General features: G+C 74.3%; 23 protein-coding genes and 1 riboswitch. Of the genes, 12 read left to right on the forward strand and 11 right to left on the reverse strand.

The genetic code is table 11. The annotated features are described in order from the left end of the window. The first annotated feature begins 5 nt into the window (after positions 1 to 5). Positions 6 to 133: riboswitch (cobalamin riboswitch) on the forward strand. Positions 134 to 196: 63 nt separating this feature from the next. After that, positions 197 to 568 carry a (2Fe-2S) ferredoxin domain-containing protein gene (locus tag ABZY20_RS11010; protein ID WP_356439782.1) on the forward strand — a complete coding sequence of 124 codons (372 nt, stop codon included), beginning with the start codon at positions 197 to 199 and terminating at the stop codon, positions 566 to 568. Here ABZY20_RS11010 and ABZY20_RS11015 read toward each other — a convergent pair. The 6 genes from ABZY20_RS11015 to ABZY20_RS11040 form a co-directional block, all read right to left on the reverse strand. Next, on the reverse strand, positions 563 to 982 hold the full coding sequence (locus ABZY20_RS11015) for a universal stress protein (RefSeq protein WP_356440698.1): 420 nt from the start codon (positions 980 to 982) through the stop codon (positions 563 to 565). The genes ABZY20_RS11010 and ABZY20_RS11015 overlap by 6 nt on opposite strands. Before the next feature lie 5 nt (positions 983 to 987). Beyond that, entirely contained in the window at positions 988 to 2,484 is a 1,497-nt protein-coding gene (locus ABZY20_RS11020; RefSeq protein WP_356439785.1) for an APC family permease, read from the reverse strand. Positions 2,485 to 2,564: 80 nt separating this feature from the next. Continuing rightward, positions 2,565 to 4,637 (reverse strand): iron ABC transporter permease, encoded by a 2,073-nt coding sequence (locus ABZY20_RS11025; RefSeq protein WP_356439788.1) that lies wholly within the window; start codon positions 4,635 to 4,637, stop codon positions 2,565 to 2,567. A gap of 8 nt (positions 4,638 to 4,645) precedes the next feature. After that, complete coding sequence (locus ABZY20_RS11030) at positions 4,646 to 5,626, reverse strand: iron-siderophore ABC transporter substrate-binding protein (protein ID WP_356439791.1); 981 nt, start codon at positions 5,624 to 5,626, stop codon at positions 4,646 to 4,648. Beyond that, positions 5,623 to 6,492: an ABC transporter ATP-binding protein gene (locus tag ABZY20_RS11035; protein ID WP_356439794.1), complete on the reverse strand. Its 870-nt coding sequence runs from the start codon at positions 6,490 to 6,492 to the stop codon at positions 5,623 to 5,625. The genes ABZY20_RS11030 and ABZY20_RS11035 overlap by 4 nt, the downstream gene beginning before the upstream one ends. Before the next feature lie 55 nt (positions 6,493 to 6,547). Continuing rightward, the gene (locus ABZY20_RS11040) at positions 6,548 to 7,096 is read right to left on the reverse strand and encodes an MSMEG_1061 family FMN-dependent PPOX-type flavoprotein (protein ID WP_356439797.1); all 549 of its coding nucleotides are present in this window, start codon (positions 7,094 to 7,096) and stop codon (positions 6,548 to 6,550) included. Between the two features lie 191 nt (positions 7,097 to 7,287). On the opposite strand from ABZY20_RS11040, the gene ABZY20_RS11045 reads away from it, so the two are divergent. Both ABZY20_RS11045 and ABZY20_RS11050 read left to right on the forward strand, forming a co-directional pair. Next, entirely contained in the window at positions 7,288 to 8,202 is a 915-nt protein-coding gene (locus ABZY20_RS11045) for a HipA family kinase (RefSeq protein ID WP_356439799.1), read from the forward strand. Further along, positions 8,199 to 8,468, forward strand: coding sequence for a SelT/SelW/SelH family protein (locus ABZY20_RS11050; RefSeq protein WP_030242193.1), 270 nt, complete (start codon positions 8,199 to 8,201; stop codon positions 8,466 to 8,468). The genes ABZY20_RS11045 and ABZY20_RS11050 overlap by 4 nt, the downstream gene beginning before the upstream one ends. 7 nt (positions 8,469 to 8,475) lie before the next feature. Here ABZY20_RS11050 and aceB read toward each other — a convergent pair whose 3' ends face one another. Continuing rightward, positions 8,476 to 10,101: a malate synthase A gene (gene aceB / locus ABZY20_RS11055; protein ID WP_356439802.1), complete on the reverse strand. Its 1,626-nt coding sequence runs from the start codon at positions 10,099 to 10,101 to the stop codon at positions 8,476 to 8,478. Positions 10,102 to 10,309: 208 nt separating this feature from the next. Next, complete coding sequence (locus ABZY20_RS11060; protein WP_356439805.1) at positions 10,310 to 10,924, reverse strand: nucleotidyltransferase family protein; 615 nt, start codon at positions 10,922 to 10,924, stop codon at positions 10,310 to 10,312. A 229-nt stretch (positions 10,925 to 11,153) separates the two neighbouring features. Here ABZY20_RS11060 and ABZY20_RS11065 point away from each other — a divergent pair, with 229 nt between their 5' ends. Then, on the forward strand, positions 11,154 to 11,483 hold the full coding sequence (locus tag ABZY20_RS11065) for a DUF5955 family protein (protein WP_356439808.1): 330 nt from the start codon (positions 11,154 to 11,156) through the stop codon (positions 11,481 to 11,483). Positions 11,484 to 11,608: 125 nt separating this feature from the next. Here ABZY20_RS11065 and ABZY20_RS11070 read toward each other — a convergent pair whose 3' ends face one another. After that, entirely contained in the window at positions 11,609 to 12,406 is a 798-nt protein-coding gene (locus ABZY20_RS11070; RefSeq protein ID WP_356439811.1) for an IclR family transcriptional regulator, read from the reverse strand. A 164-nt stretch (positions 12,407 to 12,570) separates the two neighbouring features. On the opposite strand from ABZY20_RS11070, the gene allB reads away from it, so the two are divergent. Together allB and alc are read left to right on the forward strand one after the other, a co-directional pair. Beyond that, positions 12,571 to 13,911, forward strand: a complete 1,341-nt coding sequence (allB, locus tag ABZY20_RS11075; protein WP_356439813.1) for an allantoinase AllB — start codon at positions 12,571 to 12,573, stop codon at positions 13,909 to 13,911. A gap of 37 nt (positions 13,912 to 13,948) precedes the next feature. After that, positions 13,949 to 15,064: an allantoicase gene (gene alc, locus ABZY20_RS11080; protein WP_356439816.1), complete on the forward strand. Its 1,116-nt coding sequence runs from the start codon at positions 13,949 to 13,951 to the stop codon at positions 15,062 to 15,064. 296 nt (positions 15,065 to 15,360) lie between these two features. On the opposite strand, the gene ABZY20_RS11085 is transcribed toward alc, so the two are convergent. Then, positions 15,361 to 16,104, reverse strand: coding sequence for a 3-oxoacyl-ACP reductase family protein (locus tag ABZY20_RS11085; RefSeq protein WP_356439818.1), 744 nt, complete (start codon positions 16,102 to 16,104; stop codon positions 15,361 to 15,363). A gap of 187 nt (positions 16,105 to 16,291) precedes the next feature. Here ABZY20_RS11085 and ABZY20_RS11090 point away from each other — a divergent pair, with 187 nt between their 5' ends. From ABZY20_RS11090 to ABZY20_RS11105, 4 genes are all read left to right on the forward strand, one after another. Beyond that, positions 16,292 to 16,927 carry a dihydrofolate reductase family protein gene (locus ABZY20_RS11090; protein WP_356439821.1) on the forward strand — a complete coding sequence of 212 codons (636 nt, stop codon included), beginning with the start codon at positions 16,292 to 16,294 and terminating at the stop codon, positions 16,925 to 16,927. A gap of 86 nt (positions 16,928 to 17,013) precedes the next feature. Beyond that, a complete protein-coding gene (locus ABZY20_RS11095; protein WP_356439824.1) occupies positions 17,014 to 17,409 on the forward strand; it encodes a ribonuclease domain-containing protein in 396 nt (131 codons plus the stop codon). 379 nt (positions 17,410 to 17,788) lie between these two features. After that, positions 17,789 to 19,030, forward strand: a complete 1,242-nt coding sequence (locus tag ABZY20_RS11100) for a histidine kinase (protein WP_356440700.1) — start codon at positions 17,789 to 17,791, stop codon at positions 19,028 to 19,030. A 144-nt stretch (positions 19,031 to 19,174) separates the two neighbouring features. Further along, a complete protein-coding gene (locus tag ABZY20_RS11105) occupies positions 19,175 to 22,027 on the forward strand; it encodes a CHAT domain-containing protein (RefSeq protein ID WP_356439827.1) in 2,853 nt (950 codons plus the stop codon). 1 nt (position 22,028) lies between these two features. Here the strand turns inward: ABZY20_RS11105 and ABZY20_RS11110 are convergent, their stop codons facing one another. Next, positions 22,029 to 23,891 (reverse strand): caspase family protein, encoded by a 1,863-nt coding sequence (locus ABZY20_RS11110; protein WP_356439830.1) that lies wholly within the window; start codon positions 23,889 to 23,891, stop codon positions 22,029 to 22,031. 171 nt (positions 23,892 to 24,062) lie between these two features. Here ABZY20_RS11110 and ABZY20_RS11115 point away from each other — a divergent pair, with 171 nt between their 5' ends. Both ABZY20_RS11115 and ABZY20_RS11120 read left to right on the forward strand, forming a co-directional pair. After that, on the forward strand, positions 24,063 to 25,139 hold the full coding sequence (locus ABZY20_RS11115; protein ID WP_356439833.1) for a hypothetical protein: 1,077 nt from the start codon (positions 24,063 to 24,065) through the stop codon (positions 25,137 to 25,139). A 95-nt stretch (positions 25,140 to 25,234) separates the two neighbouring features. Further along, entirely contained in the window at positions 25,235 to 25,912 is a 678-nt protein-coding gene (locus ABZY20_RS11120; protein WP_356439836.1) for a response regulator transcription factor, read from the forward strand. Positions 25,913 to 26,038 lie beyond the last annotated feature (126 nt).

Consider the following 26,038-nt stretch of genomic DNA (forward strand, 5'->3'; position numbering starts at 1 on the left):
GGCGGAACGAGGAAGCCGGTGTGAATCCGGCGCGGTCCCGCCACTGTGATCGGCGAGCCGGTCCCGAACAGGCCACTGCCCGCACAGGGGTGGGAAGGCCGGGAGCGGCGTCGACCCGAGAGCCAGGAGACTCACGCGGTCGCCTCCTCGACGAACCACCGGGGCGGATCTCCCCGGGGAGAGGGAAGGTGCGGCCATGTCCGCGACACCGTCCGGAGCGCTTCCGTGCCGCGTCGTCGTCTGCCGGGACTGCTGCTGCGGCAGCCCCAAGGTCACCGGCGTCGACCACGCCGCCCAGACCGAACGCCTGCGCGCGGCGGCGCCGGTGCGGGTCACCGACTGCCTCGACGTCTGCGACCAGGCCAACGTCGTCGTCGTCCAGCCGTCCGCCGCGGGCCGGGCCGCCGGTGGCCGGCCGGTGTGGCTGGGGCAGGTCAACGACCGGGAGGCGACGGAGGACGTCGTCTCCTGGGTCCGGGCCGGAGGCCCCGGCGTGGCGCCCCTGCCGGAGATTCTGGGCCTCTACGTCTTCACCCCTCTCGCGAGGCGCGGCACCGACGGCTCATGACCCGGCCGCCGGCACGCACAGCACCGGCACCCTCGACAGGCGCAGCAGCTCGTGCGGCGTCGAGCCGGGCGGCGCCGGGCGCACCGGGCTCTCGCCCCATGTGCCCACGACGATGACCCTGCCCCCGTGGCGTGCCGCCGCGTCGGTCAGGGCCCGGGCGGGCGGCTCGTCGACGAGTTCGGCGACGGTGGGCACACCGGCCTCGCCGGCGACCCGGACCGCGTGGGCGAGCGCGGCGTTCCCGGCCTCGCGCACGGCCTCGTGCCGGGCGCCGTGCTCCTCTCCCGGCACACCGGGGGCGGCGCCGCCGTGGACGATCACCAGCGGTTCGCCGTACGCGGCCGCCACCTCGATGGCGACGCGCAGGGCGCGCCGGGCGCCGGGGGACTCGTCGTAGCCGAGGACGACCGACATCTTCATCACTCCTTGCGGGGAACGAGGCGGGGGTCGACCACTCCGGGCCGTTCCGACCAGAACGCGGGGGCCCGCAGGCGCCGCACCACCATCAGCACCACGCCCGTGAGGAAGACGGCGAGGCCCATGACGAGCGGTGGACCGACCCCCAGCCAGGAGACTCCGCTGTAGGAGTTGTCCGGGTCGGCCATGTCCGCCACGGACTCCGCCAGCAGCCATGCCAGCAGCCCGGCACCGGCCAGCGGGCCGAGGCCGATCAGCAGGAAGTTCCGGACGCCGCTGGTCAGTTCGCGGCGGTAGTACACCGCGCAGGCGATCCCCGTGAGCGCGTAGTAGAACGCGATCAGCAGGGACAGCGCGGTGAGGGAGTCGAAGAGGGCGTTCTCGCTGAGGTTGTACAGCGTGAGGTACCAGGCGACGGCGATGCCGGCGACCCACCAGGTGCTCACGTCGGGGGTGCGGAAGCGCGGGTGGATGTGGCCGAAGCGGCCGGGCAGCGCGTGCCGGCGCGCCATGGACAGCGCCGTGCGCGACGCGGGGATGATCGTCGTCTGGGTGGAGGCCAGCGCGGAGGTCGAGACCGCCAGCAGCACGACCCAGTCCCAGTCGCCCATCGCCTCCTTCGCGAGCTGCGCGAAGAGGAACTCCTCCTCCGCCGCGTTCTCCGCCAGGTAGTCCGTCCCGGCGTAGGCCACGACCGCGTAGGCGACCGCCACGTAGGTCACCAGCAGCAGCACCGTCGACCACACGGCCGCCATGCCGGGCGCGGTGGCGGAGTCCTCGGTCTCCTCGGTGAGGTTGACCGCCGACTCCCAGCCCCAGTAGATGAACACGCCCAGCAGCAGGGACGAGGTCAGGGGCGCCCCGCCGGCACCGAACGGGTCCAGCCACGCGAGCCTCGGCTCGGTCGGGCCGAGCGTGCCGGTGCCGGCGTAGACGCGGTACAGGGCCACCACGGCGAAGGCCAGCAGGCAGGCGACCTGCGCCAGGATGAGGACGTCCTGCACCCGGGCCGACACCTCGGTGCCGATCACGCAGACGGCCGTCATCACCAGGATGAGCAGCACCGTCAGCACCTGGCGCACCGCGTCGTTCGCGGCCCACCCGTCCAGTCCGGCGGAGAGCAGGAAGAAGGTCACCGCGACGTCCGCCAGCGACCCGACCACCAGGACCCCGGTCATCGTGATGGCCCAGCCGCCGAGCCAGCCCGCCCACGGCCCCATGGCCCGGGTGACCCACGAGAAGGTCGTACCGCAGTCCTGGTCGGCCCTGTTGAGGTGGTAGAACGCCGAGGCGATCAGCAGCATCGGCACGAACGACGCGAGCATGACCCCGGGGGCGTAGACGCCGACCAGGGCCACGACCGGGCCGATGGCCGCCGCCATCGAGTACGCCGGGGAGGTCGCGTTGAGTCCGATGACCAGCGCGTCCAGGAACCCGATCGCGTCGGGCTTCAGGCTCGCGGACGGCGGCGGGCCCGCGTCCGTGACGTCCTCCGCCATGCTCCCTCGCTCCCGTCGTGTGGGGAACCATCCAACAGGGCGAGGTGAGGCATGTGCGCCATTGGCCGGACTTCGCGGTGTTATGTCGCCTTCCGGCTCCGCACCAGCAGCCACAGGAAGTACGGGGTGCCGATCACCGCGGTCATCAGCCCAGCCCCGAGCTGGGCGGGGGCGATGACCGTACGGCCGAGCAGATCGGCCGTGCAGACGAGCGCGGCGCCCAGCAGGACGGCGACCGGTACGACCCGTACGTGCCGCCGGCCCACCAGGGCCCGTGCCGCGTGCGGCGCGACGAGACCGACGAAGCCGATGGTGCCGGCGCAGGCGACGGCGGTCGCCGTGAGCAGGACGCTCACCACCAGGAACCCGAGCCGGGCCCGGGGCAGTCCCAGACCGAGCAGCCGCGGGGTGTGCTCGTCCAGGGAGACGAGGTCCAGCTCGGTGCGCCGGGCGACGGCGACGGCCAGACCCGCCGCCAGCACGAGCGCGACGGGCAGCACGTCCGCCCCGGTGCGCCCGTACGTCGAACCGGACAGCCAGGTCAGCGCCTTCGTGGCGTTGAACGGGTCGGTGAGGACGATGAGCAGGCTGATCAGGGCCGTGGACCCGGCGGCCACGCCGATGCCGACGAGCACGAGCCGGTTCTGCCGGTAGCCGCCCCGGGCGGCGAGCCCGAAGACGAGGGCGGAGGCCAGTCCCGCGCCCGCGAACGCGGCACCGGCGACCCCCCAGGAACCGGCGGCGGGCGCGGTGGTCACGAGCAGCACGGCACCCAGCGCGGCCCCGCCCGAGACGCCCAGCACGCCGGGTTCCGCCAGCGGGTTGCGGGTGACGGCCTGCACCAGCGTGCCGGCCAGGGCGAGCGCGGCGCCCGCGCACAGCGCCGCGAGCACGCGCGGCACCCGGGTGTCCAGGACGAAGGAGACGGTCCGGCCGGCCCGCCCCTGCGCCCAGTTGGCGACGTCGCCGAGCAGGAGCTTGCTGTCGCCCAGCAGGACACCGGCCAGTACGACGCCGGCGACCAGGGCGGCCAGGGCGGTCACCGTGACCAGGAAGGCCGTCCGGCCGGGGGCGCGCAGCCGGTCGGGGGCGTCGGCCCCGCCCGTGCCGGGCAGCCGCAGGGCCGTCACCACCAGGAACACGGCGCCGACCAGGCTGGTGACGATGCCGGTGGGGACGGCGACGGCGGTGTCCGCCGGGATCAGGGCCCGCAGCAGCACGTCCGAGCCGAGCACCAGCGCCGCCCCGGCGAGTCCGGCCACGGGCAGGGCCGCCCGGGCGCGCACGAGGCCCCGGACCCGGCGGGCCAGCGGGCGCACCAGGGCGGGCGCGCACAGCCCGACGTAGCCGAGGGGCCCGGCGAGGGTGACGGCCGCCGCGGACAGCAGCGCCGCCAGCACCACCACCGTGACGCGGGTGGCGTGCACCGGGACGCCCAGGCCGCGGGCGGCGTCGTCGCCGAGGGCCAGCGCGTCGACGCGGCGGGCGATCGGCAGCAGCCCGGCGAGCCCCACGAGGGCGACGGGCAGCATCTGCAGGACGCCGTCGAAGCCGTTCTGGCCGATGCTGCCCTGGTTCCACTGGTAGAGGCCCTCGGTCTGCTGTGGGAACAGCAGCAGGAGCCCCTCGGTGACGGAGTTCAGGCCCAGGGCGAGCGCGGTACCGGCGAGGACCAGCCGTACGGTGCCGGTTCCGAGGCCGGACAGGGCGAGCACCACGGCGGCGGCCGCAAGCCCGCCCGCGAAGGCGACGCCGGAGGAGGCGAGCAGCGGCAGGGAGACACCGGTCGCGCCGGTCAGCCCGAGCGCCAGGTAGGAACCGGCGTTGACCGCGAGGGTGTCGGGGGAGGCGAGCACGTTGCGGCTGACGGCCTGCAGGACGGCGCCCGCGACGCCGAGGACGACGCCGACCAGGACGCCGGCGGTCGTCCGCGGCAGCCGGGAGGCGACCACCACGGACGTGTCGGCCGGATCGGCCTGCCCGGTCAGGGCCTTGACCACCTGCGCCGGTCCGACGGCGGCGGTGCCCTGGGTGAGGTCGACGACCGCGAGGGCGCCGACGAGGAGGACGAGCCCGGCCGTCACCGCGGCGGCACCGGTCCGGGACGCGGCCGCCGGGGGACGGACGGCGGGGGGCGCTTCGGTGACGGCCATGACGGGCGCTACTTCGTCAGCGCGCCGACGAGGGCGTCGATGTACGCCTCCATCGAGCCGGGACCGCCGAACATCCAGATGCCGTCGGGCAGCCGGTGCACGTCGCCCGCCTTCACGAACGGCAGGGAGGTCCACACGGCGTTCTTCCTCAGCTGCCCGGCGAACGGGTTGCTGGCCTTGTCGCCGTCGTTGCCGATGTAGGCGAACGCGGTGTCCTCCGGCAGGCCGGTGAGGCCCTCCACGTCGGTGGTGCCGAGGCCGTAGGCCGGGTCGCCCTTGACCTTCCAGGCGTTCTCCAGGCCGAGTTCCTCGTGGACGGAGCCGATGAGGGAGCCGCTGGTGTACGGCCGCAGGGAGACCTGGTTGGACGTCACGTACCCGTCGGCGAAGGCGACGGAGCTGCCGTCGAGCCGCGCGTCGGCGAGGGCCTTCCTGCCCTCGGCGACCTTGGCCTCGAAGCTCTTGCGGGCGGCCTCGGCCCGGTCGGTGGTGCCGGTGGCCTTCGCGATCAGGTCGAGGTTCTCGAACATCTGCCCGATCTGGTCGGAGGCGTCGGCCGACTTGATCTCCAGCACGGGGGCGATCCTCCGCAGCTGCTTCACGGCGGCGTCCGGCAGGTCGGAGCTCGCCACGATGAGGTCGGGGGAGAGCGAGGCGATGGTGTCCGTGCTGGGCTCGCCGCGCGTGCCGATGTCCTCGGGCTCGTTCTTCAGCGGGACGGCGGTGTCCCAGGTCTTGTAGCCCTTGACGTCGGCGACGCCGACCGGGTCGACGCCGAGGGTGATGAGGCTCTCGACCTCGTTCCACTCGGTGGCGACGACCTTCTCGGCGGGGCCGTCGAGTTCGACCTTCCTGCCGGTGGCGTCGGTGAGGCTGATCGCCTCGGACGGCTTCCTCGCGCTGTCGGCGGCCGGCTCGGTGGTGCCGCAGGCGGCGAGGACGAGCGCCGCGGCGGTGGTGGTGGCCGCGGTGAGCAGGGGACGTCTCATGAGGTGGTGCCGAGCCTTTCGCTTGGAGTGGTGCGGGTGTGGTGGCGGCCGACCGGACGGGTCCGGATCCGGCCGGTCAGGGGGTCGGTGTCGACGTCGATGCGGATGCCGTAGACGGCGGTCAGGCGTTCCGGCGTCAGGACGTCCTCGGGCGGGCCTTCGGCGACGATCCGGCCCGCTTCGAGCAGCGTGATCCGGTCGGCGACGGCCGCTGCCTGGTCGAGGTCGTGCAGCACGACGCCCACGGCGATCCCGTGGTCGTCGGCCAGGTCGCGCACGAGGTCGAGGAGTTCGACCTGGTAGCGCAGGTCGAGGTAGGTCGTCGGCTCGTCCAGCAGCAGTACGCCGGTCTCCTGCGCGAGGCAGCTCGCGAGCCAGACCCGCTGCAGCTGCCCGCCCGAGAGGTGGTCGGCGCCGCGCTCGGCGAGGTCGGTGACCCCGGTCAGGGCCAGCGCCCGCCCGACCGCGTCCGAGGTGTCCGGGTCCGGGCGGCCGAAGCGGCCCCGGTGGGGGTAGCGCCCGAACTCGACCAGGTCCCGCACGGTCAGCCCGCTGGGCGTGGGCCGTCCCTGCGTCAGCAGGGCCACGTGCCGCGCGAACTCCCGGGCGGACAGGGCGAGTCCGTCGGTCTCGGTGTCGATCCGCAGCCGGGCGCGGCGGGCGCGCTGCAACCGGGCGACCGTCCGCAGCAGCGTCGACTTCCCGCTGCCGTTGGGGCCGACCAGGGCGGTCACCTCGCCGGGCCGCAGCACGATCGCCGCGTCGTGCACGACGTCGGTGCCGTCGTAGGACACGGTCACGCCCGTGGCCGAAAGCTCATGTCCGCGCAGGCGCTGCCCGTCCGCGGGGGGTTCACCGGATCTCACGAGGAGAGGTTAGCCTAACCTAACCCGCAAGGGATCAGGGGGTCGGATGGCGGACTCAGCCGGCCGGCCAGGAGGCCGGATCCCACACCCCCGAGCGGCGCAGCGACATCGGGCAGTGCGCGTAGATCTCGTCGATCTCGAGGACGAGCGCCAGCGCGGGGCGCCGGCCGTCCTGGGCCATGGCGTCGAAGAACGGCGCGTCGGTCAGGACGCGCGCCCGCCCGTTGACCCGCAGCACCTCCTTGCTGCCGGGGATCAGGTACAGCAGCCCCGCGTGCGGGTTGTCGAGGATGTTGTGGAAGCTGTCGCCGCGCCGGTTGCCCGGCCGGTCGGGCAGGGCGAGCGTGCCGGCGTCGAGGACGTGCGTGAAGCCGGGTGCGTCCCCGCGCGGGGAGACGTCGCAGTTGCCCCGCGCGTCGGAGGTGGCCAGCAGGCACAGCGGGGAGCGGGCCAGGATGTCCCGGTCCTGTCCGGTGAGCCGGTCGTGGACCTTCTCGATCACCACCGGCCATGGCTCGCCCAGCAGGTCGCGCAGCTCGGCGGGCGACGCCAGTTCGGTCCAGCCCTGCTCCCGTGCGGAGACGGTGTCGACGGTGTGCGGCAAGGCCGGCTCCCGGGGTGTGTGCGTTTCCGGTGGTCCGCCGCAGCCTAGCCCAGTAAGGGAAGGCTGCCCTTACCGAGGGGCCTCCGACCGAAATCACCGCCGCGCCGGGCCGCCCGGCTTTGTATGCTCGGGATCCATGCGCTGGAGTCGGCCGTGCAACACCAGGTGAGTGGTCTGTGGGGGCCGGGAACATGCTGAGAGAGGTCACCGCGACCCGGTACGTCGAGCCGCTGCGCTCCGGCGGCTCCGTGCCCGGCGTCGTCGAGGCCGACGACCTCGGCACCTACGTCGTGAAGTTCACCGGCTCCGCGCAGGGCCGCAAGGCGCTCGTCGCCGAGGTGATCGTGGGGGAGCTGGCCCGCGCCCTCGGGCTGCGCTTCCCCGAACTGGTCCTGGTGCACTTCGACCCGGCGATCGCGGAGCACGAGCCGCACCAGGAGGTGCGGGGCCTGCACGCGGCCAGCGCGGGGGTCAACCTCGGCATGGACTTCCTGCCGGGCGCCCGGGACTTCACCCCGGAGATCGCCCGGGTCTTCTCCGTGGACCCCCTGGAGGCGGGCCGGATCGTCTGGCTCGACGCCCTCACGGCCAACGTCGACCGCACGGTCCACAGCTCCAACCTGATGGTCTGGCCCACGCTGGGCGTCGCCCGCCCGCGCCTGTGGCTGATCGACCACGGCGCCGCCCTCGTCTTCCACCACCGCTGGGACGGCACCGACCCCGCCAAGGCCTACGACCTGCGGCACCACGCCCTCGGCCACTACGCGCCCGACGTGCGGGCCGCCGACGCAAAGTTCGCGCCCCGGGTGACCGAGGAGCTGCTGCGCGCGATCCTCGCCGAGGTCCCGGACGCCTGGCTGGCGGACGACCCGGCCTTCGCCGGCCCGGAGCAGGCGCGCGAGGCGTACGTGGCGCACCTCCACGCGCGCGTGCGGGCCTCCGGGGCCTGGCTGCCCACCGGCTTCCCCAGCAGGGAGGAACTCGCCGCCGAGGAGGCCCTGCGCACGGCGAGGAACCAGCAAGGACGTCCCGCGTGGCTCCGGCAGGTCCCCGACCTGCACGGCAAGCCCGCGGCCGAGCAGGATTGGTCGGTGCACCTCGGATGAGTGGCCGTGTCGAGATCGAGTACTGCACCCAGTGCCGCTGGCTGCCGCGCGCGGCCTGGCTGGCGCAGGAACTGCTCACGACCTTCGAGGCCGAGCTGACGGAACTGGCCCTGAAGCCGGGCACCGGCGGGGTGTTCGTCGTCCGTGTCGGGGACGAGGTCGTCTGGGACCGGCGCGAGCAGGGCTTCCCCGAGCCGACCGCCGTGAAGAAGGCCGTACGCGACCGAGTGGCCCCGGGCAAGACCCTGGGCCACTCGGAGCGGTGACGGCCGTTCAGCCCGTGAGCTGCTCGTACGCCGGGAGCGTGAGGAAGTCGGCGTAGTCCTCGTCGAGGGCGACCTTCAGCAGCAGGTCGTGCGCCTGCTGCCAGTTGCCCGCCGCGAAGGCCTCCTCGCCGAGCTCCGCGCGGATGTTCGCGAGTTCCTCGGCGGCGACCTCGCGGGCCAGCTCGGCGGTGACGCGCTTGCCGTCGTCGAGGACGACACCGGCGTTGATCCACTGCCAGATCTGGGAGCGGGAGATCTCGGCGGTGGCGGCGTCCTCCATCAGGTTGAAGATGGCGACCGCGCCGAGTCCGCGCAGCCACGCCTCGATGTAACGGATGCCGACCTGCACGGCGTTGACCAGCCCGGCGTAGGTGGGCCTGGCGTCCAGCGAGTCGACGGCGATGAGGTCGGCGGCCTTGACGTCGACGTCCTCGCGCAGCCGGTCCTTCTGGTGCGGCTTGTCGCCGAGGACCTTGTCGAAGCACTCCATGGCGATCGGCACCAGGTCGGGGTGGGCGACCCAGGAGCCGTCGAAACCGTCGTTCGCCTCGCGGTCCTTGTCGGCGCGGACCTTCTCGAAGGCGACCTTGTTGACCTCGGCGTCCCGGCGGGAGGGGATGAAGGCGGCCATGCCGCCGATCGCGTGCGCGCCGCGCCTGTGGCAGGTGCGGACGAGAAGTTCGGTGTAGGCGCGCATGAACGGCGCCGTCATCGTGACCGCGTTGCGGTCCGGCAGCACGAACTTCGCGCCGCCGTCACGGAAGTTCTTCACGATGGAGAACAGGTAGTCCCAGCGCCCCGCGTTCAGCCCGGAGGCGTGGTCGCGCAGCTCGTAGAGGATCTCCTCCATCTCGTACGCGGCCGTGATCGTCTCGATGAGGACCGTGGCGCGGACGGTGCCCTGCGGGATGCCGCAGTACTCCTGGGCGAAGACGAACACCTCGTTCCAGAGGCGGGCCTCCAGGTGCGACTCCGTCTTGGGCAGGTAGAAGTACGGGCCCTTGCCCAGGTCCAGCAGGCGCTGGGCGTTGTGGAAGAAGTACAGGCCGAAGTCGACGAGCGCGCCGGGCACCTGGGTGCCGTCCGCGTCGAGAAGGTGACGCTCGTTCAGGTGCCAGCCGCGCGGGCGCATGACGACCGTGGCGAGCTCCTCCTCCGCCTTCAGGGCGTAGGACTTGCCGGAGGCCGGGTCCGTGAAGTCGATGCTCCGGGTGTAGGCGTCGATCAGGTTGAGCTGGCCGAGGACCACGTTCTCCCAGGTGGGCGCGGAGGCGTCCTCGAAGTCCGCGAGCCACACCCGGGCGCCGGAGTTGAGCGCGTTGATGGTCATCTTGCGGTCGGTCGGGCCGGTGATCTCGACGCGGCGGTCGTTCAGGGCGTCCGGGGCCGGGGCGACCTTCCAGGAGTCGTCGGCGCGGATCGCGGCGGTCTCCGGGAGGAAGTCCAGGGTGGAGGTGCGGGCGATCTCGGCGCGGCGCTCGGCGCGGCGGGCGAGGAGTTCGTCACGCCGGGGCGTGAACCGCCGGTGCAGCTCGGCCACGAAGGCGAGTGCCGCTTCGGTGAGGACCTCCTCCTGCCGGGGCAGGGGCTCGGCGTCGACGATGGCCAGCGGGGACGGCGCTGGAGCGGACATGGACGGTCACTTCCTTCAGCGAGCTGTGAAGACGAGCCGGCGTGTGTGGCACCGGGTGCCAGTCTTCCCGGATACGGCGTTCGGCGCCCTGCAAGCCCTCGGGCGCTTCTGAACAGTGGATACTAGTTTCCTCATGGTGGAAGTTCAATCGTTTGTTGATGTCGAGATTCTCCGGATCGAGGCAAGGTGGCGCTGCGTGCCACCTCGTTCACTCAAGGTGCGCCAGGTCGGCCTCGGTGTCGATGTCGAAGGGCCGGGCCACGTCGCCGCACTCGACGAGCGTGATCGCCGGGGCGTGCTCCCTCAGATAGGCGCGTGCCCCCCGGTCCCCGGTGGCAGTCGCGGCGACCCCCGCCCAGTGGGCCGCTCCGAACAGCACCGGGTGGCCGCGCGCCCCGTCGTACGCGGCCGCCACCAGGGACCCCTCGTCCCGGCAGGCGCCGAGGACCCGGGCCACCGCCTCGGGGCCGATGCCGGGCTGGTCGACGAGCGAGACCAGGGCGGCCCGGGCCCCCGTGCCGGCGAGTGAATCAAGCCCGGCCCGCAGGGACGTGCCCATGCCCTGTTCCCAGTCGGGGTTGTCCACGAGGACGCAGTCCGGCAGCGAGGCCTGCGCCCGCACGTGTGCGGACCGTGCCCCCAGCACCACGTGGATCCGCGCGCAGCCGCCCTCGCGCAGCACCCGCACCGCGTGCTCCACCAGCGGCCGCCCCCGGTGTGTGAGCAGCGCCTTGGGGCGCCCGCCGAGCCGCCGCCCGCCCCCCGCGGCGAGCAGCAGCCCCGCGATCTCGGGGTGTTCGCCTGTCGTCTCCGGTGTCGTCATGGACCCTGCATACCGCAGCGGAGCCGCCCCGCCGCGGTGCCCCGGCGCCCCGATCGGTTCAGGCCACGATGTAACGCAGCGAAACAGGATGATGACGCAATGGACTGGCGCCCGGTGGCCCGCGTCGTTTACTGTCGCCCGCACCGATCGGCCGGGCGTCCGGTCGGGGTCCGGTGTGGGGGACTTCGCGGAGGAACGGCACGCGCACGCGGGTGCGAGGGGGAGGACTGTGTTGCGGAGCGTGGAGCAGAAGCGGCAGGGGCCGGTGGCCGGCGGCGACGAGGACCGGCGGGTGACGGAGCTGCGCTCCGCCGTGGCCCGGCTGCGCCGCCGACTCGCCGCCCATCCGGTCGAGTTCGCCGACCGGAGCATCGCCGAGGAGGAACTCGCCGCCCTGGACGCCGCCGTCGCCGGCGGCCTCCCCGAAGTCCCGCGGCTGCGCCGCTCGTTACTGCTGATCGCCGGCGCGATCGGCTCGGTGAGCGCACTGTCGCCCGGGCTGGCGGAGGTGCGCCGGGCCGTGGATCTGTTCGGGGGGCCGGTGCGCGGTCAGGGCTGAGGGGAGCGCCCGGTCTCTCGGCGGGTGCGGGCGGCTCCGGGGGCCGGTCGCCCGCGCCTGAGTCCTCGTCACGCCGGTGGCGGGCTTCGCCGCGATGCCCCGCGGGCGGCGGGGCGGAGGGGGCCTCAGGCCGGATTCTGGCTCGCCAGTGCCTCGGAGAGTTCGCCGGCGATCTGCTGGAGGACCGGCACGATCCTCTCCGTGGCCGCCTCCGTGACCCGCCCCGCGGGACCCGAGATGGAGATGGCCGCGGCGGTGGGGGAGTCGGGCACCGGGACCGCGAGGCAGCGGACGCCGATCTCCTGCTCGTTGTCGTCGATCGCGTAGCCCTGGCGGCGTACGTCCTCCAGGGCCGCGAGGAAGCCGTCGGCCGTCGTGATCGTCTTCTCCGTGGCGGCGGGCATGCCCGTCCGGGCCAGCAGCGCCCGCACCTCCTCCGGCGGGAATCCGGCGAGCAGCGCCTTGCCCACGCCCGTGGAGTGCGGCAGCACGCGCCGGCCGACCTCCGTGAACATCCGCATCGAGTGCTTCGACGGCACCTGTGCCACGTAGACGATCTCGTCCCCGTCCAGCAGCGCCATGTTCGCCGTCTCGCCGGTCTCCTCGACCAGCCGCGCGAGGTACGGCCGCGCCCAGGTGCCGAGCAGCCGGGCGGCCGACTCCCCGAGGCGGATCAGACGCGGGCCGAGCGCGTACCGCCGGTTCGGCTGCTGGCGTACGTATCCGCAGGCCACCAGCGTCCGCATCAGCCGGTGGATGGTCGGCAGGGGGAGACCGCTGCTCGCGGACAGCTCGCTCAGGCCGACCTCGCCGCCCGCGTCCGCCATCCGTTCGAGCAGGTCGAAGGCGCGCTCCAGGGACTGGACGCCGCCGTTGGCGGAGGACCGGGCGGAGCCGGTGGTGCTGGCGCTGGACGTCGGCACGGCGATTCCTTTCGGGTAGCATTTCGCTTCCCGGGATACTAATTCCGCTTCGTGGAAAAGTCCAGCCGGTGGGAGTGCGGGTGCGTCCTGTAGCAGTGTGCCCTTGACGGGGGCGGAGCGGGAGTGAAGAATTTTTCAACAGAATGTTGAAGGAAGGGGTTCGGGTGTCCGACGCTGAACTGGTGCTCCGCTCGACGCGTGTCATCACTCCCGAGGGGACGCGCGCCGCGTCGGTCGCCGTCGCCGGCGGCACGATCACGGCCGTCCTGCCGTACGACGCCCCCGTCCCCGGGGGCGCCCGCCTTGAGGACCTGGGCGACCACGTGCTCCTGCCCGGCCTGGTCGACACCCACGTCCACGTCAACGATCCCGGCCGCACCGAGTGGGAGGGCTTCTGGACCGCCACCCGCGCCGCGGCGGCCGGGGGCATCACGACCCTCGTCGACATGCCCCTGAACTCCCTGCCGCCGACCACGACCGTCGCGCACCTGCGCACCAAGCAGCGGGTCGCCGCCGACAAGGCGCACATCGACGTCGGCTTCTGGGGCGGCGCCCTGCCGGACAACGTCAAGGACCTGCGCCCGCTGCACGAGGCCGGCGTCTTCGGCTTCAAGGCGTTCCTGTCGCCGTCCGGCGTCGACGAGTTCCCGCACCTCGAACGGGACGCGCTCACCCGCGCCATGGCGGAGATCGCCGCCTTCGACGGCCTGCTCATCGTGCACGCAGAGGACCCGCACCTGCTGGCCTCCGCCCCGCAGCGACCCGGCCCGAAGTACGCCGACTTCCTCGCCTCCCGCCCCCGGGACGCCGAGGACACCGCCATCGCCCGGCTCGTCCGGGAGGCGAAGGCCCTCGACGCGCGCGTGCACGTACTGCACCTGTCCTCCAGCGACGCCCTGCCGATGATCGCCGAGGCGAGGGCCGAGGGCGTCCGTCTCACCGTCGAGACCTGCCCCCACTACCTGACCCTCACCGCCGAGGAAGTCCCCGACGGCGCCAGCGAGTTCAAGTGCTGCCCGCCGATCCGCGAGGCCGCCAACCAGGACCTGCTCTGGCAGGCGCTCGCCGACGGCACCGTCGACTGCGTCGTCACCGACCACTCCCCGTCCACCGCCGACCTCAAGACCGACGACTTCGCCACGGCCTGGGGCGGCATCTCCGGCCTCCAGCTGAGCCTCCCGGCCGTGTGGACCGAGGCCCGCAGGCGCGGGCACGGACTGGAGGACGTGGTGCGCTGGATGTCCGCGAAGACCAGCGAACTGGTCGGCCTCGACGACCGCAAGGGCGCCATCGCGCCCGGCCGCGACGCCGACTTCGCCGTCCTCGCCCCCGACGAGACCTTCACCGTCGACCCGGCCGCCCTCCAGCACCGCAACCACGTCACGGCGTACGCGGGCCGGACCCTGTACGGCGTGGTGAAGTCCACCTGGCTGCGCGGGCAGCGGATCGTCGCGGACGGCGAGTTCACCGCACCGAAGGGGCAGCTCCTCACCCGAAGCCACTGAGTCCCATCCCAGACCCCGAAAGGCAGATCTGATCACCGTGACGGCGATTCCCCGCTTCACCGGCGACGCGCACCCCTACGGAGGCGGCGACCCCTACGCGGACTACCGCACCGCCGACTTCCCCTTCACCCGGTACGCCAACCTCGCCGACCGGCGCCTGGGTGCCGGTGTCATCGCCGCCAACGACGAGTTCTTCGCCCAGCGCGAGAACCTGCTGGTGCCCGAGCGCGCCGCGTTCGACCCGGAGCACTTCGGGCACAAGGGCAAGATCATGGACGGCTGGGAGACGCGCCGCCGCCGGGGCGCCGGTGCCGATCACCCCTGGCCGGCCGCCGAGGACCACGACTGGGCGCTGGTCCGCCTCGGCGCCCCGGGCGTCGTCCGCGGGATCGTCGTCGACACCGCGCACTTCCGCGGCAACTACCCGCAGGCCGTCTCCGTCGAGGGCACCTGCGTCGAGGGCTCGCCCTCGCCGGAGGAACTCCTCGGGGACGACGTCAAGTGGACCACCCTCGTCCCGCGCACCGCGGTCGGCGGCCACGCGGCGAACGGCTTCGAGGTGGCGGCCGAGCAGCGCTTCACCCACCTCAGGGTCAACCAGCACCCCGACGGCGGCATCGCCCGGCTCCGGGTGCACGGCGAGGTCGTGCCGGACCCCGGGTGGCTGGCCGCGCTCGGCACCTTCGACGTGGTCGCGCTGGAGAACGGCGGCCGGGTCGAGGACGCCTCAGACCTCTTCTACTCGCCCGCCGGCAACACCATCCAGCCGGGCCGCTCCCGCAAGATGGACGACGGCTGGGAGACGCGCCGCCGCCGCGACCAGGGCCATGACTGGATCCGCTACCGGCTGGCGGGGCAGGCGCAGATCCGCGCCCTGGAGATCGACACCGCGTACCTCAAGGGCAACAGCGCCGGGTGGGCGTCCGTCTCCGTCCAGGACGGCGAGGACGGCGACTGGCGGGAGATCCTGCCCCGCACCCGCCTCCAGCCCGACACCAACCACCGTTTCGTCCTGCCGTCCCCGGCGGTCGGCACGCACGCGCGCGTGGACATCTTCCCCGACGGCGGCATCTCCCGCCTGCGCCTGTACGGCTCCCTGACCGATGAGGCCACGGCCCACCTGACGGCACGGCACCAGGAACTGGGCGGCTGAGGCCCCCGTCGGCTTCGGGGCGCCTCGGCCGGCGGCGGGGGTGCGTCCCGGGGATGGAAAGGACCCGCGGGGCACAGCGACCCGACGGGATCGGTGCCGGTGTACCCCGGGCCGGGCCGCCCACCGCGCCGGGCCCGCGGGACGCACCGGTTGTGGCACCGGCGTGCCGCGGAGGGCGGGTTGCCCGTCGTGGGGGCCCACCGGCCGACAGCAGTAGGGGTGCCCCCGGGCTGAGTCACCCACCCCGCCCGCGCCCCGGGGCGCACCGGCCCGACCGCGCCGGTGCGCCCCGCGCGTCACGCCGCGTACCCCCCGTCCACGGCGAACTCCGCCCCCGTCACGTACGTCGCCGCCGCCAGGTACGCCACCGTCGACGCCACCTCGTCCGCCGTGCCGAAGCGGCCCAGGGCGGTCATGGCCGCCTGGCCGGGTGCGTGCGGGCCGTTCGCGGGGTTCATGTCGGTGTCGATCGGGCCGGGATGCACGAGGTTCGCGGTGATGCCGCGCCCGCCCAGTTCCCTGGCCAGCGCCTTCGTCAGGCCGATCAGCGCCGCCTTGCTCATCGCGTAGAGCGTCCCGCCGGGCCCCGGCACCCGCTGCGTCAGGCAACTGCCGACCGTGATGATCCGCCCGCCCTCCACCATGCGCGCGGCGGCGGCCTGGGAGGCCAGGAACACCCCCCGTACGTTGACCTGCAGGACGCGGTCCACGTCCGCGAGCGACAGCGTGTCGAGCGGCCCGAGCAGGCCCACGCCCGCGTTGTTCACCAGGACGTCGAGCCCGCCCAGTTCCCCGGCCGCCGCGTCCACCAGCCCGGCCGTCTCCGCCGGGTCCGCCGCGTCCGCGCGCAGCGCCACCGCCCGGCGCCCCAGCGCCTCCACCGTCCGTACGACGTCCTCCGCCGCCTCCTTGCCGTTCACATAGCCGACCGCCACGTCCGCGCCCTCCCGGGCCAGACGCAGCGCCGTCGCCGCGCCGATGCCACGGCTCCCGCCGGTCACGAGAGCCACCTTGCCGTGCAGATTTCCCTGAGTGGTCATGCGTCCATCCCAGCCGCTGCCCGCTCCCGGCGCTGGCGGCGAACGGACGTCGACTTCACGACCGAGCGAGCGACCGAGCAGGCGACCGGGCGAGCGATGAGTTGCGGGTGCCCGAGGGGTCGTACCTGATGAAAGACGACTGCAGCGATCCCCGCGATCCCCCGAGACCGGAAGGAAGGCACCCGCCATGGGCAAGCTCGTCTCCACCCTCTTCGTCACCCTCGACGGCGTCTACCAGGCCCCCGGCGGGCCGAAGGAGGATCCGCGCGGGGGCTTCACCCACGGCGGCTGGAGCTTCCCGTACGCCGACGACGACTTCGGCCGGTTCGTCGGCGAGGTCTTCACCCGCTCCGGCGCCTTCCTGCTCGGCCGCCGGACGTACGACATCTTCGCCGCGTTCTGGCCGAAGGTGACCGACCCCGGCGACCCGGTCGCCTCCCGGCTCAACTCCCTGCCCAAGTACGTGCCGTCCTCGACGCTGAAGGACCCCGGATGGGCGGGCACGACCGTGCTGTCCGGCGACCTCGCCGAGGAGGTCACCGCCCTGAAGGAGGGCACAGACGGCGAGGTGCAGGTGCACGGCAGCGGCGCCCTCGTCCGGTCCCTGCTGGCGCTCGACCTCGTCGACACCCTCCACCTGCTGACCTTCCCGGTCGTGCTCGGCTCCGGCTTCCGGCTGTTCCCGGAGGGCGCCGTACCGACGGCGTTCGAGCACACCGGAGGGAGCGTCACCGGCGCGGGCGTCTCGATCGGGACCTACCACCCCAAGGGCCGCCCCGAGTACGGCGAGTACGGGCTGCCGGAGGACGCGGGGTCAGGTTGATTCCGCGTTAACAGCGGGGTCCTCACGGGAAATTCTCCGGGCTTGTCATTGACATGCCACCTTCTACGCGCGTCATCATGAGCGGCATGAATTTCCCCCCACGCGCCTCGCGGCTCGGCGCAGCAGCCGCCCTTCTGTCCGCGCTCCTCGTCGGCGGTACCGTCTCCGCCACCACGGCCGACGCCGCCCCCACCGCCGTCGGTGACATCTGCTACAGCGCCCTGCCGTCCCAGGCCCACGACACCCTGGACCTGATCGAGCAGGGCGGCCCCTACCCGTTCGAGCAGGACGGCACGGTCTTCCAGAACCGGGAAGGCATCCTGCCCAGCCAGTCGACCGGTTACTACCACGAGTACACGGTCATCACCCCCGGCTCCTCCACCCGCGGTGCCCGCCGCATCGTCACGGGTGAGCGGAGCCAGGAGGACTACTACACGGCCGACCACTACGAGTCGTTCGACCTGGTCGACTACGGCTGCTGAGCCGGGCGGCCCCTCGGCGCACGCCGGCCGGAGGTCCGCCCGGACGCTCGGGCGGCCCTCCGGCCCCCTCACCTCCGGCCCCCCATCTCGGGCCCCCTCACCTCCGGCCTCCGGCCATCGCGGAGAGAAGGCGACGCTCGCACCGGCACCAGCCCCGCCGTCTCTCCGTCTCTCCGCCTCTCCGTCCCCCCGGCCCATCTGCCCCCCCCGCCCATCTGCGCCTCTCCGCCTCCGCGCCTCCGCGCCTCCGCACCTCCGCACCGAAAGTCTCCGATCCCGCGACTTTCGTCGACGATTCCGCTCACCCGGACGTGGGATAGCCCGCCGCTGCGTAGATTTGCCGACCGTGAGTGGTGAGAGGACGCGGCCGGCCCCCGCGATGCCGGCGCAGGAGACACCCGCGCTCTTCACGGGTCCCCGCTGGTTCATCCCGTCCGCCCTGCTCCACGAACTCGACCCCGACGCCACCCGCCCCGGCCGCCGCCCCCGGCGCACCGCCCGCGACTGGGTCGTCGACGTCTCCTGCTTCCTGCTGGCCGTGGCGGTGGGCCTGATCGCCGTCGACTCGCTCGCCGGCAAACCCGGTCTCCCGCCCGGACTGGTCGTCGCCGACCAGGTGATCGGCGCACTGGCCTGCGCGGCGGTCTGGCTGCGGCGCCGCCGGCCGCTGGGGCTGGCCGTGGCGATGACGGTCGCCGGTTTCGTCTCCGAGACCGCGGGCGGGGCAGGCCTGATCGCCCTGTTCAGCCTCGCCGTGCACCGCCCCTTCCGGTACGTGGCCTGGGTGGGCGGCGTCAACGCCGCGCTGACGCCCTTCTACTACTGGCTGCGCCCCGAGCCCGACCTCCCCTATCCGGCGAGTGTGCTGTTCGCCGTGCTGCTCACCGTGGCGACCGTCGGCTGGGGCATGTTCGTACGGTCCAAGCGGCAGCTGATGCTGAGCATCAGGGACCGGGCCCGGCGGGCCGAGACGGAGGCGCGGCTGCGGGCCGAGCAGGCGCAGCGGCTCGCCCGCGAGGCCATCGCGCGGGAGATGCACGACGTGCTCGCCCACCGGCTCACGCTGCTGAGCGTGCACGCGGGCGCCCTGGAGTTCCGGCCCGACGCGCCCCCGGCGGAGACGGCACGGGCGGCGGGCGTGATCCGGGAGAGCGCGCACGAGGCGCTGCAGGACCTGCGGGAGATCATCGGCGTGCTGCGGGCGGGCGAGCCGGATGACGCAGGCCGGCCGCAGCCGACGCTCGGAGGGCTGGAGACACTGGTCGCGGAGTGCCGGCAGGCGGGTATGAAGGTCTCCCTCGACCACCGCGTCGACGACCCGGCCGCCGTGCCCTCCTCCGTCGGCCGCACCGCCTACCGCATCGTCCAGGAAGGGCTGACCAACGCCCGCAAGCACGCGCCCGGCACCGACGTCACGGTGTCCGTCACCGGCGCACCCGGCACGGGCCTGACCGTCGCCGTGCGCAACCCGGCCCCCGAGGGCGAGGTGCCGCACGTGCCCGGTTCCGGACAGGGCCTGATCGGCCTGACGGAACGGGCCGTCCTCGCGGGCGGCCGCCTGGAACACGGCCCCACGCCCGAGGGCGGGTTCGAGGTGCGGGCCTGGCTGCCCTGGGGGTGACCCGCCCGGCGCGCGGGCCCGGGGCGCGCCGGTGTGTTCCCAAAGCCCTTGTAACCGCCGCCGCGACCGGCGGATCATGGGCATATGGCGTCTGGTGCACCGCAGTTCGAGACCGCACGCGGACCTCACCGCGGGGGAGATGAGATGACGACCCCCTACGACCTCCAGGCGCTGCTGTGGGAGATCGAGCAGCGGGCCCAGGGCGCCGTCACCGGCGCGGACCTCGCCGGGATGAGCGAGCTGGTGCTGGACCGGCTGGGCTGCACGACGGCCCGGCAGGCCTACGACCGCCTGTACGCGGACTGGGCGCTGCTGCCCCGGGGCGGTGTCGCGTCCGGGCTGCGGGCCGGACAGGTGCTCAGTGTGCTGCCGCTGCTGCGGCTGGAGGGCCCGCTCCTCGACGCGCGGCGCGAGGAGGAACTGTGGCAGGCGATGAGGGACCACGGGCCGGCGGACGAGACCTGGCGCGCGAACGTCGTGATCAAGCACGGCGCGTGGGGCCTCAGGCACCTCACCGACCCCGCGCGGCTGGAGGCGGCGCTGGCCCGGACCGAGGAGGCCCGCGCCGCCCACCCGCCCGGCACCCGGATCCGCGAGAACCTCGACATGGTCCACGCCGGGCTGCGCACCTACCTGGGCCAACTCGGCGGCGGCGAGGACGACTTCGACGCCGCCGTCGACGACATGGCCCGGCTCGCCGAGTCCCCGGACCTGCGGCCGGAACAGCGCCTGGTGATGGACGCGCAGGTCGCCCTGTTCCGCATCCACCAGGCCTCCCGGCGCGCGGACGAACCGGCCCTCGCCGAGCAGATCCGGGTGCTCGAGGGCACCCTGACGCGGCTGCCCGCCGACCACATGGACCGCTTCGCGTTCGAGTCGCACCTGGAAGCCGCCCGGGGCTCCCTGACGCTCCTGCGGGCCCAGCGCACGGGCAGGTTCGAACCCGCGGCGGAAGGGGCGGCCGCCGCGACGCCCCCGCACGAGATCCGCCGCCGGATCGCCGCGCTGCCGCCCGACGCCCAGGCCGACAAGCTCGTCGAGGCCGGATTCGCGGTGGGGCAGCGGGCCCTGCTGACCATGGACCACCAGGGCATGCGGGAGTCCCTGGAACTGCGGGAGGCCGCACTCGAACTGCTCGAACCCGACGACGACCGGTGGATCCGCGTCACGGGCGGGCTGGGCGTCACCCACTGCGTCATGGCCGACCTCGGGTTCGCGCCGCCCGCCGAGCACGGACTCCACCTCGACCAGGGCATCGCCTGGCTGCGGCACACCCTGAGGCTCACCGGCGGCCCCCACCACCCGCTGTGGGGCGGCACCGGCATGACCCTCGCCAGGGCCTACCGCCTGCGCGGCGACCACGCGCGCGACGCCCGTGCGCGCCGCCTCAACCACGACGCCGCCCGCCGCGCAGGCCTGGAATGCCTGCGCGCCGCCGCCTGGAGCTCCCTGCTGCAGTCGGGCACGGCCCACGCCGCCGAGACCGCCCGTACGGCGGGCGCCCAGGCCCTGGACGTGGCCCGCTGGTGCCTGGCCGACGGCGCCCACGCCGACGCCGTACGCGCCCTGGACGCCGGGCGCGGTCTCGTCCTGCACGCGGCGACCGTGGCCACCACCGTGCCCGAGATGCTGCGGGAACTCGGCCGGCCCGAACTCGCCCGGGAATGGCGGGCCGCGGGCAGCGTCCCCGAGGTGGGCGAGGAGATGCTCTTCACCGCGCAGGCCGCGGTCGCCGGCCCCTCCAGCCGGCTGCGCCGACGGGTCCTCGAGGCCCTGACCGGCTCCCCGCGGCACGCCGGACTGCTGGACGTGCCCACCCCCGGCGACATCGGCCGCGCGCTGCGCACCATGGGAGCGACGGCCCTGGTCTACCTGGTCCCCGGTGACGTCGACGCGCCCGGACCGCTCGGTTCGCGGCACGGCTCCGGCGCGGCCGTCGTCGTCTCCGCCGACGGCACCGCCCGCGCCCTCGACCTGCCCCATCTCACCGTCGGCGCGCCCGCGCTCGCCGCCTACCGCGCCTCCGGCAGCCCCGGCCGCGACGCCGGCGGCCCGCCCACCGACCCCACGGCCGCCCCGGAACCCGCCCCGGGCCCCGGCACCGGCCGCGCCGCCCTGGAACAGCTGTGCGCCTGGGCCGGCACGGCGGTGATGGAACCGCTGCTGAAGGACCTTCCGCGCGGCTTCGGCCGGGCGCCCTCGGTCGTCCTCGTCCCCATGGGGGAACTGGGCGCCGTGCCCTGGCACGCGGCGCGGCTGACCGGCCGCCGCACCCGCGGACACGCCTGCGAGTCGGCGGACATCTCCTACGCGCCCTCCGCCCGGCTCCTGTGCGAGGTGGCGGCCCGGCCCGCCGCCCCCGCGCGGCAGGCCCTGGTCGTCGGCAACCCGACCCGCGATCTGCACCACGCCGGCGAGGAGGCCGAAGCCGTCCACCGCGTCTTCCACCCGGACGGCGTCCTGCTCGGCCCCGGCACCGCCACCCCGGCCGCCGTCACCGGCTGGCTGCGCCGGGAGCGGGGCGGGGTGCTGCACCTGGCCTGCCACGGAGTCGTCCGTCAGGGCGCACGGCACAGCGCCCATCTCGTCCTGTCCGACGGGCGGTTGGCGGCCGAGGAGCTGACCGAGGGGGCGGCCCGCTACCCCGGCCCGGACCTGGTGGTGCTGGCCGCCTGCCGCACCAACGTCTCCGGGCACGGCTACGACGAGGCCTACAGCCTGTCCACCGCGTTCCTCGTCGCGGGCGCCCGCTCGGTCATCGGCTCGCTGTGGCCGGTGCCCGACGAGGCGACGTCGCTGCTGATGTACATGACCCACCACTTCATGAGCCGCGACGGCCTGCCGCCCGGAGCGGCGCTGCGCAGCGCCCAGTCGTGGATGCTGAACGACCGCCGCGAGGCACCGCCGGGCATGCCTGCCCGGCTCGGCGCACGGGTCCGGGACATCCGCGGCGACGACCTGACGGCGTGGGCGGGCTTCACCCACCTCGGCTGGTGACTCACACCTCGGTGCGGACGACGACCTGCGCCGTCCCCCACCGGCCCGGCCCGTGCACCGGGCCGCCGGCGTCCCGGCCGCCGTCGGCCCGGGCTGCGGCCAGCCGCACCACAGCGCCGCCCGCGGCCGGTGCCGGGCCGAGGCGGTCACCGGCCGCGGGAGCGGCGGACCAGGCGGGCAGCCGGAAGGGAGCGAGGTTCAGCTCGTCCTCCGCGACGATCACCTTCAGCCAGTCCCGCGTGAACGCGCCCCGCACCAGCGCACGCCCCGGCGGCAGCCGCAGCCACACACTCTGCCCGCGCCGGGCCCAGCCGACCCTGCCGTCTGCGATGAAGTCGCCGTCGAACAGATGCGGGGACGAGGCGTAACCGTCCGTCAGATTCAGCAGCACCGCCCACAGTTCCCGCCCGGAGTGGTTGTGGATGCCCACCCGCACCTGCGGCTCCCGGCCGTCGGGTGTGTACGCGCAGACGATCTCGCCGTCCGCCGCGTGCCGCAGGGTCCCCACGGGCGTCTCCTCGACGGTGATCCGCACCAGTGACGACAGCAGCGGGTCGGGGTTCGCCAGGTCCCGGACGCGGTGCCAGCGGGCGATGTGGGCCAGGCAGCCGGCGACACGGGCCGCGTCCGCGGGGGACCGCAGGGGCAGGTCGGGCACGGGATGCCCGGCGCCGCCCGACACCCGCGCCCAGCCGCCCCCGGCATCCACGCGCAGCCGCAGAGCGGACACTCCGTCCGACTCCGACGTCAGCGCGGGCTCCCCGGCCACCGCCCTCGTGAGCAGACGGACGTCCTCCGCCCCGCCCGAGAGCGCCACGACGGCCGGCGGGAAGGCCAGCGCCGACGGGGTCACGGCGTGCGCCCGCTGCTCGTCCCCGGCGGTCGGCTGCCAGCCGGCCGGGTCCACCAGTGCCGACTCGGGCCGCACCTCGCGTACCACAACCGCCCGGGCGGCGGGGTCCCCGAGCAGGGTGAACTCGGCGCCCGCGGACCGCAGTCCGTGCGCCGCGCCGCAGTCGACCTCCCAGCCCCACGCCGTGTGCCGCAGCAGGAACGGCGAGGCCGCCGCCGCCTCGCCGGACAGCAGGACGCCGTTCTCCGGTCCGCGCAGCTCCGGGTGCTGGACACCGCTCAGGGCCCGCACACGCGCGTGGGTGAGCGCGTGCACCTCACCGTAGGTGGCCGTGGGGCCGACCCGGCCGAGCGTGCTCAGCAGCGCGTGACTGAAGAGGCCCCTGGGCCGCCCGTCGATGACCTTCTCGTGCGCCAGTTCCTGCGGACGGCACGCGGCGAGCAGGACGTGCGCTCCCCGCCCGGGACCCTGCCCGCCGCCCGCGCGGGTCCCCGTGTGCCACCACGGCATCCAGGGCACGCCCCGCGCGGCGTGCTCCCGCGTCGCGCCGCCCGCGTGGCAGCCCGCGTGCTCCCGCGTCGCACCGCCCGCGTGGCAGCAGTCCAGCACCGCCACGACATGCGTGCCGCGGGCGGCGACGCGGTCCAGGAGCGCGCCGAGTTCGGTGTCCCGCAGCACGGGCTGCCCGCCCGGGACGAGGCTGTCGTGGCACACCAGCGCCTGGGACCAGCCGGTCGGCTCACCCGGGTCGGCGGTCGGGGCCTGGCTGCCGTGTCCGCTGAACCACAGCAGCGCGGTGTCCTCGGGGCCGCTGCGCCCGAGGTGCTCCCGGATTCCTCCGAGCAGGGCGGACCGGGTGGCCTGCGCGTCGTGGAGCGTCTCGATCCGCGACCGTGTTCCGCTCCTGCTCCGCAGCCAGCTCTCCGCCGCCCGCACGTCGTTGACGCAGCCGCGCAGCGGCCGGCCGGGATAGTCGTCGATGCCCACGAACAGGGCGTGCACGGTGCGCATGCGGTGATCCTTCCAGGCGGGCCGGGGCGCGGGCAGGGCGTTTCCGGGGCGCATGCCGGGCGCCCGCGCGCGACCCCATGACCTCACGTCCGCACGGCAGTTGACTTGACCGCGACGACGGCCGATGTTTGTGCGGCCTTCAGCACCGCGAGCAACGGAAGGAACGTCCACGTGAGTTTCGGGGGACCCACCGACCCGTACCAGCCCTGGCCGCCGAACGGCGGACCCCATCCGCCGCCCCCGGCCACCGGCCCCTACGTGCCGCCGCAGCCCGGCCCGGCACCGTACGGCCCGCCGCAACCCGGCCCGGCACCGTACGGCCCCCCGTACCCCCAGCCCCACCCCTACGTCCCCTGGCCGGGAGCCCGGGGGCCGGTCCGGGGCGGTCTGCGCGGAGCCGAATGGCCGTCGGTGCGGGAGCTGTTGCGGCGGGGACGGGGCAGGATCTCCGGATGCGCGTGGCTGGTGCTGCTCACCCCCTGCACCTGGTTCACGATCGTGCCGCTCGTGCTGGGCTACTCGGTCGCGCGCTCGGCCCGCATCCGCGCCCACCGCCTGTTCCCGCCGCACGCGCACCGCACGATCGACGACCGGCAGGTGACGCGGGTGCAGAAGGTCCGGGCCTGGACCGCCGCCGTCATGTCCCTGCTGCTGCTCGGCGTGTACGGCCGTCCCGAGGACGTCGCCGAGGCGCGGGAGCTGTACGTGCTGCGGCTCGCGGTCACCCCGCCCCTGTTGCTGCTGAGCGCGCCCGTGGTGATCGCGGTGCTGTTCCGCTGGGCGTCGGCACCGACCCGATCGGCCATGCGGACGCGGGTGCGGGCCGCGCTGCGGTCGGCCGGGTGGTACGTCGCTGCCGTGACGGCGCTGCCCCTGGTCGGCGGGGCGATCCACCTCGTCGACCGGAGCCGGCCGGCTGCCGAGGGGCCGGGGGGCGTCGCGTCCTGGCTGATCATCGCGCTGGCCCTGCCGCTGGTGTGGCTGCTGTTCTTCCTGGTGTTCGCGACCGGCCCGGCCGTGCGCACCGGCTTCAACACCGCGGCCGTGCACGCCGCGCTGCCCGCCCTGCTGACCGGCACGCTGGTGTGGGAGTTCACGGTGATCAGCCTGCTCGCGGGCGGGCTGCCGCCGGGCCCGCCGGTGATCCAGGTGCTCGCGGTCCTCGGCGGGCCCGCATCGGTGACGGCGGTGGCCTGGTGGGAGATCAGCCGCCTGCGCTCCCGCCACGGGGTGACCCTGCGGGCCTGAGGCAGGCCTGAACGTCCGCTTCCGGTGCGGGCGCCGCCGCGGACCGCCGGCCGTCCGCGCCCGCCGCCCGCCCCGGCCGTGATTGGTTGGGGCCCATGACTGCGATCAGAGTGCTCCTCGTCGACGACGATCCGCTGGTGCGGGCCGGGCTGTCGCTCATGCTGGGCGGCGCCGACGACATCGACATCGTCGGCGAGGCCGCCGACGGCGCCGAGGTGGAGGCCCTGGTCGACCGCACCCACCCGGACGTCGTGCTGATGGACATCCGGATGCCGGGGGTGGACGGCCTCACGGCCACCGAGCGGCTGCGCGGCCGCGGGCAGGCACCGCAGGTGGTGGTCCTCACCACCTTCCACGCCGACGAGCAGGTGCTGCGGGCACTGTGCGCGGGCGCCGCCGGTTTCGTCCTCAAGGACACCCCGCCGGCCGAGATCCTCACGGCGGTGCGCAGGGTCGCGGCCGGCGACCCCGTGCTGTCGCCCGCGGTCACCCGGCAGCTGATGCGGCACGCGGCCGACGGCGCCGCCGACGCCCGCCGCACGCGCGCGCGTGCGCGCCTGGCCGCCCTCAACGACCGCGAGCGCGAGGTCGCCGTCGCGGTCGGCCGGGGCCTGTCCAACGCCGAGATCGCCACCGGCCTGTTCATGAGCGTCGCCACCGTCAAGACCCACGTCTCGCGCGTCCTGGCCAAGCTGGGCCTCAACAACCGGGTGCAGATCGCGCTGCTCGCCCACGACGCGGGCCTGCTGGAGGAGGAACAGGAAGGGCGGTGAGCGCCGTACGGGCGGATCAGGCGAAGGCGGCAGCCTCACGCGAAGGGCCGGATCAAGCGAAGGAGGCCGGATCAAGCGAAGGAGGCCGGATCAGGCGAAGGCGGCGGCATCACGCGAAGGCGGCCG

It is taken from the genome of Streptomyces sp. NPDC006624 (assembly GCF_040611555.1).
In the GTDB taxonomy this organism is placed as follows: Bacteria; Actinomycetota; Actinomycetes; order Streptomycetales; family Streptomycetaceae; genus Streptomyces.

What these genes read in the sequence shown, in the direction of transcription:
- ABZY20_RS11010 (WP_356439782.1), top strand. Translation starts at nt 197, where the DNA reads ATGTCCGCGACACCGTCCGGAGCGCTTCCGTGCCGCGTCGTCGTCTGC.
- ABZY20_RS11015 (WP_356440698.1), bottom strand. Translation starts at nt 982, where the DNA reads ATGTCGGTCGTCCTCGGCTACGACGAGTCCCCCGGCGCCCGGCGCGCC.
- ABZY20_RS11020 (WP_356439785.1), bottom strand. Translation starts at nt 2,484, where the DNA reads ATGGCGGAGGACGTCACGGACGCGGGCCCGCCGCCGTCCGCGAGCCTG.
- ABZY20_RS11025 (WP_356439788.1), bottom strand. Translation starts at nt 4,637, where the DNA reads ATGGCCGTCACCGAAGCGCCCCCCGCCGTCCGTCCCCCGGCGGCCGCG.
- ABZY20_RS11030 (WP_356439791.1), bottom strand. Translation starts at nt 5,626, where the DNA reads ATGAGACGTCCCCTGCTCACCGCGGCCACCACCACCGCCGCGGCGCTC.
- ABZY20_RS11045 (WP_356439799.1), top strand. Translation starts at nt 7,288, where the DNA reads ATGCTGAGAGAGGTCACCGCGACCCGGTACGTCGAGCCGCTGCGCTCC.
- ABZY20_RS11050 (WP_030242193.1), top strand. Translation starts at nt 8,199, where the DNA reads ATGAGTGGCCGTGTCGAGATCGAGTACTGCACCCAGTGCCGCTGGCTG.
- aceB (WP_356439802.1), bottom strand. Translation starts at nt 10,101, where the DNA reads ATGTCCGCTCCAGCGCCGTCCCCGCTGGCCATCGTCGACGCCGAGCCC.
- ABZY20_RS11060 (WP_356439805.1), bottom strand. Translation starts at nt 10,924, where the DNA reads ATGACGACACCGGAGACGACAGGCGAACACCCCGAGATCGCGGGGCTG.
- ABZY20_RS11085 (WP_356439818.1), bottom strand. Translation starts at nt 16,104, where the DNA reads ATGACCACTCAGGGAAATCTGCACGGCAAGGTGGCTCTCGTGACCGGC.
- ABZY20_RS11090 (WP_356439821.1), top strand. Translation starts at nt 16,292, where the DNA reads ATGGGCAAGCTCGTCTCCACCCTCTTCGTCACCCTCGACGGCGTCTAC.
- ABZY20_RS11095 (WP_356439824.1), top strand. Translation starts at nt 17,014, where the DNA reads ATGAATTTCCCCCCACGCGCCTCGCGGCTCGGCGCAGCAGCCGCCCTT.
- ABZY20_RS11100 (WP_356440700.1), top strand. Translation starts at nt 17,789, where the DNA reads ATGCCGGCGCAGGAGACACCCGCGCTCTTCACGGGTCCCCGCTGGTTC.
- ABZY20_RS11105 (WP_356439827.1), top strand. Translation starts at nt 19,175, where the DNA reads ATGACGACCCCCTACGACCTCCAGGCGCTGCTGTGGGAGATCGAGCAG.
- ABZY20_RS11110 (WP_356439830.1), bottom strand. Translation starts at nt 23,891, where the DNA reads ATGCGCACCGTGCACGCCCTGTTCGTGGGCATCGACGACTATCCCGGC.
- ABZY20_RS11120 (WP_356439836.1), top strand. Translation starts at nt 25,235, where the DNA reads ATGACTGCGATCAGAGTGCTCCTCGTCGACGACGATCCGCTGGTGCGG.